Origin of the sequence: Stenotrophomonas sp. HMWF003 (genome assembly GCF_003061285.1) — a bacterium.
GTDB lineage: Bacteria > Pseudomonadota > Gammaproteobacteria > Xanthomonadales > Xanthomonadaceae > Stenotrophomonas > Stenotrophomonas maltophilia_AP.
This window is the reverse complement of sequence record NZ_QAIW01000314.1, coordinates 1-5,917: the sequence shown is the minus strand read 5'-3', so window position 1 is coordinate 5,917 and position 5,917 is coordinate 1. Positions and strand designations below refer to the sequence as shown.

4 protein-coding genes are annotated in these 5,917 nt (G+C 67.0%); 1 reads left to right on the top strand and 3 read right to left on the bottom strand.

Annotation, left to right across the window (positions count from 1 at the left end):
- Positions 1–59: 59 nt before the first annotated feature.
- The 3 genes from DBR34_RS12845 to sucC form a co-directional block, all read right to left on the bottom strand.
- Complete coding sequence (locus tag DBR34_RS12845) at positions 60–1,694, bottom strand: NAD+ synthase (protein ID WP_128097081.1); 1,635 nt, start codon at positions 1,692–1,694, stop codon at positions 60–62.
- 227 nt (positions 1,695–1,921) lie between these two features.
- Positions 1,922–2,797: a succinate--CoA ligase subunit alpha gene (gene sucD, locus DBR34_RS12840; protein ID WP_128097080.1), complete on the bottom strand. Its 876-nt coding sequence runs from the start codon at positions 2,795–2,797 to the stop codon at positions 1,922–1,924.
- 21 nt (positions 2,798–2,818) lie between these two features.
- Complete coding sequence (gene sucC / locus DBR34_RS12835) at positions 2,819–3,988, bottom strand: ADP-forming succinate--CoA ligase subunit beta (protein WP_038686637.1); 1,170 nt, start codon at positions 3,986–3,988, stop codon at positions 2,819–2,821.
- Between the two features lie 352 nt (positions 3,989–4,340).
- On the opposite strand from sucC, the gene DBR34_RS12830 reads away from it, so the two are divergent.
- Positions 4,341–5,917 (top strand): ATP-binding protein (locus tag DBR34_RS12830; RefSeq protein WP_128097079.1); only part of this gene is annotated, 1,577 nt, incomplete at its 3' end.

Sequence of the window (5,917 nt, the reverse complement as noted above, 5' to 3'; positions counted from 1 at the left end):
ACCGCAGGACGCGCTGCGCTGACCGGATCGGGGCGGCGTCTGGTCGGCGCCGCCCCGGCTCAGCCCTTGTACCCGTTGCTGATCGGGTACCGCCGCTCCCGCCCGAACGCGCGCCGCGACACCTTCGGGCCCGGCGCCGCCTGGTGGCGCTTCCATTCGCTGGTGCGCACCAGGCGCAGCACGCGGTCCACCACCTCGGCGGCATACCCGGCGGCCACGATCTCCTCGCGCGACTGCTCCTGGTCCACGTAGCGGTACAGGATGCCGTCCAGCACGTCGTAGGCCGGCAGCGAATCCTGGTCGGTCTGGTTGGCACGCAGCTCGGCCGAGGGCGGGCGGCTGATCACCGCCGGCGGGATCACCGGCGCACCGCCCACCGTATTGCGCCACTTGGACAGGCCGAACACCTCGGTCTTGTACAGGTCCTTCAGCGGGGCATAGCCACCGCACATGTCGCCGTAGATGGTGGCGTAGCCGACCGCATACTCGCTCTTGTTGCCGGTGGTCAGCAGCAGCCCGCCGAACTTGTTCGACAGCGCCATCAGGATCACGCCGCGGGCGCGCGACTGCAGATTCTCTTCGGTCACATCGGCGGCCTGGCCTTCGAACATCGGGCCCAGCGCGGCCATCAGGCCTTCAAACACCGGCTCGATCGAAACGGCGTCCAGTTTCACGCCCAGCGCGCGGCACTGCTCGGCCGCCAGGTCGTTGGACATGTCAGCGGTGTAGCGCGACGGCAGCCGCACGGCGGTGACGTTGTCCGCGCCCAGCGCATCCACCGCCATGGCCAGCACCAGCGCCGAATCGATGCCGCCGGACAGGCCCAGCCACACCTTCTTGAAGCCGTTCTTGCGGCAATAGTCCTGAATCCCGCGGGTGACCGCGCGCCAGGCCAGCGCGTCCATGCTTTCATCGCCGTCGTCGATCCACTCGCGCGGCAGGAAGCGGCGGGTGTCGGCGTCGTAGTCCACCACCAGCCACTGGTCGGTGAACGCGGCGGCAGCCGGGTGCACCGTGCCATCGCCATCGGCCACCACCGAGGCGCCGTCGAACACCAGCGCGTCCTGGCCACCGACCACGTTGAGGTAAGCGATCGCCGCCCCGCTCTCGCGGGTGCGCTCGGCCAGCAGCGCATCGCGCTGGGCGTGCTTGCCCCGTTCGTACGGCGAGGCGTTGGGCACCACCACCAGCTGCGCGCCTTCGCGCACGGTGTCGGCCAGCGGCTCGGCGAACCACAGGTCCTCGCAGACCAGCACGCCCACCGGCACGCCCTTCAGCTCGAACACGCAGCTGCCGCCGTCCGGGTCCACGTCGAAGTAGCGGCGCTCATCGAACACCGCGTAGTTGGGCAGCTCGCGCTTGCGGTAGGTGTGCTCGACCTTGCCATCGCGCAGCACGCTGGCCGCGTTGTACACCACCGAGCCGGTGGCCTGCGGCCAGCCCACCACGGCGGCGATGCCGGTCGTGGCCGCGGCAATGCGCTTGAGCGCCTGCTCGCAGTCGTACAGGAAGCCCGGACGCAGCAGCAGGTCTTCCGGCGGATAGCCGCTGATGGCCAGCTCCGGGAACACCACCAGTTCGGCGCCGTACTCATCGCGCGCCTCGGCAATCATCGCGATGATGTTGTCGGTGTTCTGCGCCACGGCGCCTACCGGGAAATCAAACTGCGCCATCGCGATGCGGATCGAAGCCATGAAGGTCCAGCCTGTGGTTGCAATACGCCCATTGTAGTGCCGGGCTCTGCCCGGCAACCACGCACGCGCTGATCGCAGGATCAGGCGACCGCCAGAACGCAGAAAGGCCGCCCGGAGGCGGCCTTTCTGGTAGCTGACCAATGGTCGGTTTTACGCGCAGCTGACCAACGGTCAGCTCTACCAACGGTCAGCTCTACCGACACGTCGGCCGCGGGGCGGCCGGCGTTTTACTTCACCAGCTTGGCGATGGCAGCGCCCAGGTCGCCCGGCGAACGGACGGTGACAACACCGGCCGCTTCCATGGCGGCGAACTTGCCTTCCGCGGTGCCCTTGCCGCCCGAGGCGATCGCACCGGCGTGGCCCATGCGCTTGCCGGCCGGAGCCGACGCACCGGCGATGAAACCGACGACCGGCTTCTTCACGTGGTTCTTGATGTACTCGGCACCGGCTTCTTCAGCGTCGCCGCCGATTTCGCCGACCATGATGATGCCCAGGGTCTGCGGATCTTCGTTGAACAGCTTCAGGCAGTCGACGAAGTTCAGGCCGTTGATCGGGTCACCGCCGATGCCGATGCAGGTGGACTGGCCCAGGCCGACTTCGGTGGTCTGCTTGACCGCTTCATAGGTCAGGGTGCCCGAGCGCGACACGATGCCGATCTTGCCCGGCATGTGGATGTGGCCCGGCATGATGCCGATCTTGCACTCGCCCGGGGTGATGACGCCGGGGCAGTTCGGACCGACCAGCACGGTGTCCGGATGGGCACGGGTCAGCACGTTCTTGACGCGCAGCATGTCCAGCACCGGGATGCCTTCGGTGATGCACACGATGACCTTGATACCGGCAGCTGCGGCTTCCAGGATCGCATCGGCCGCGTACGGCGGCGGCACGTAGATGACCGACGCGTCAGCACCGGTGGCCGACACGGCGTCGGCAACGGTGTTGAAGACCGGCAGGTCGATGTGGGTGGTGCCGCCCTTGCCGGGGGTCACGCCGCCAACTACCTGGGTGCCGTACTCGATCATCTGAGTGGCGTGGAAGGTACCCTGCTGGCCGGTGAAGCCCTGCACGATCACCTTGGTGTTCTTGTTGATCAAAACTGACATTGGATTTCCTTCGGTGTCGGATCAGGCGGCGGCTTTGACAGCAGCGACGACCTTCTTGGCACCGTCGTTGATGTTGTCGGCCGGGATGATGGCCATGCCGCTGTCACGCAGCAGCTGCTTGCCTTCTTCCACGTTGGTGCCTTCCAGGCGCACCACGACCGGCACCTTGACGCCCACTTCCTTCACGGCAGCGATGATGCCTTCGGCAATCATGTCGCAACGGACGATGCCGCCGAAGATGTTGACGAAGATGCCTTCGACCTTGTCCGAGGACAGGATCAGCTTGAACGCTTCGATTACGCGCTGCTTGTTGGCACCGCCGCCCACGTCCAGGAAGTTCGCCGGCTCGCCGCCGTTGAGCTTGATGACGTCCATGGTGGCCATGGCCAGGCCTGCGCCGTTGACCATGCAGCCGATGTTGCCGTCCATGGTGACGTAGTTGATGTCCAGCTCCGAAGCGGTCACTTCGGTTTCGTCTTCCTGGGTCTTGTCGCGCATGGCGACCAGGGCCTTCTGACGGAACGCGGCGTTGTCGTCGCTGTCGAACTTGCCGTCCAGCGCGTACAGGTTGCCGTCGTCCAGGATGGCCAGCGGGTTGATTTCAACCAGCGCCAGGTCCTTTTCATTGAACAGGCGGTACAGGTTCACCATGATGCTGGCGAACTGGCCGGCCTGCTTGGCGGTCAGGCCCAGCTTGAAGCCGAAATCACGGCCGTGGTAACCCTGCACGCCTTCAACGAAGTCGACGTTGAGCGAGTGGATCAGCTCGGGGGTTTCAGCGGCAACCTGCTCGATCTCCACGCCGCCTTCCGAAGAAGCGATGTAGGTGATGGTCTTGGTGCCACGGTCAACCAGCACCGACAGGTACAGTTCCTTGACGATCTCGCCGGCGGTGGTCACCAGCACCAGGTTGACCGGCAGCTCGACGCCGGCGGTCTGGTAGGTGGCCATCTTGGTGCCGAGCATCTTGGCCGCAGCGGCCTTCACATCGTCGGTGGTCTTGCAGAACTTGACGCCGCCTGCCTTGCCGCGACCGCCAGCATGGATCTGCGCCTTGACCATCCAGGGGCCCTGGCCCAGCGACTGGGCAGCTTCGACTGCTTCGTCCGGGGTAGCGGCGACCTTGCCGGCCGGGACCGGGATGCCGTACTCGGCAAGCAGTTGTTTTGACTGGTATTCGTGGAAATTCATGCGTCACCGTGGGAATAGGAACGACCGCACGCATCTCCAAGGCTCCCTCACGGGGCACCGGCACGGACCGCGGCGGGCCCACTATTGTGGACGAGCCGGCGCGCAGGCGCAAAGACACGCGAGCCGGCGCCGCAGGGCCAGACAGATTTCCACCGTCATTCAGGCAGTTGCGGCCGGCCTGCCGGACCGCGGCCGGGTCGGAGACAGCCCGATTGCGCGGCATCGGGCGATTGGCAGGCCCCTTCAGGGGGTGGCGTGCCTATACTGATCCCTCTACGGGCCGGCCCAGGCCGTTGAAACGCCGTCGAGCCTGGCTCGGCGTTACCAGGGCAGCCAGAAGGGGAGTTCCGGCGTGTCACCCAGTGCTTCATTGATCGACCGCATCGAATCGATACCGAAGCGGGAGCTGTACTTTTTCGCGCTGTATCGCCTGCTGATCACCGCCGTGATCGCCGCGCTGCTGTTCAGCCCGCTCAATACCCTCGTTGGCGAGGCCGACCATCCGCGCCTGGCGTTCTGGGTCAGCGGCATCTACCTGGGCCTGGCGCTGCTGATCCTTCTGGTGGGCCGCAGCGAGCGCTGGCTGCACCGCATCGTCGTGGCCGGCGTGGCGGTGGACATCATTGCCGCCACCCTGCTCGCCCACGCCCTGCCCGGTGCCAGCGCCGGCATCTCGATGACGCTGCTGTTCAACATCGCCGCGGCCGCCACCCTGCTGCCGCTCAGCCTGGGCATGGGCCTCGCGGCGGCCGCCAGCGCCGCCACCGCCGGGGAGTACGTCTGGAAGCTGCTGGAAGGCGGCGACCCCACCCGCACCCTGGCCGAGCTGGCCATGTTCATCACCAGCTACCTGGCCCTGGCCTTCGTCAGCTACCAGGTCGGCAACCGTGCGCGCCGCAACCAGCAGCTGGCCAACCAGCGCGGCGACGAAGTGGCCAACCTGTTCGAGATCAACGAGTTGATCATCCGCCGCATGCGCACCGGCGTGCTGGTGGTGGACGGCGCCAACCGCATCACGCTGGCCAACGAAGCGGCCTCCACCCTGATCGGCGACGCCGATGGCAACGGCGGCAGCGGCCGGCTCGAACTGGGCAGCGCCGCGCCGGACCTGAGCCGCCGCCTGCTGCGCTGGCGCAACGGTTGGACCAACGAAGAGACGCCGCTGCAGCTGTCCCCGGACCAGCCCGAAGTGCAGCCGCGGTTTGCCCGCCTGCTGGCCGGCAGCGACCTCACCCTGGTGTTCCTGGACGACTCCACCGTGGTCTCGCGGCGCGCCGAATCGCTGACGTTGTCGGCGATGGGGCGCTTCTCGGCCAGCCTGGCGCACGAAATCCGCAACCCGCTGGCGGCGATCAACTACGCCGCCCAGCTGCTGGAAGAATCCACCGCCATCGGCGACACCGACCGCCGCCTGCTGCAGATCATCCACCAGCAGTGCCAGCGCACCAACGGCATCGTCGAAAGCGTGCTCGGCCTGGCCCGGCGCGAACGCGCCAACCCGGAAAATCTGGACCTGGCCGCGTTCGTACGCCGCTTCGTGCTGGAGTACAAACAGGGCATCACCCTGGAAACCGACAGCATCGAGCCGATCATCACCGAAACCTCGGTGCACGCCCTGGTCGACCCGCGCCACCTGCACCAGATCCTCACCGTGCTGGTGCACAACGCCCTCAAGTACGGTCGCGTCGGCCAGGAACCGGCACGGGTTCGGCTGCGCGTGGCGCGCCAGGAACGCGCCGCCGTCATCGACGTGATGGACCGCGGCCCCGGCATCCCCGAATCGGTGGCCAACCAGCTGTTCCGCCCGTTCTTCACCACCTCCGAGCACGGCACCGGGCTGGGCCTGTATATCGCCCGCGAGCTGTGCAAGGCCAACCAGGCCAACCTGGAATACGTGTCGGTGCCGGCCGGTGGCGCGTGCTTCCGGCT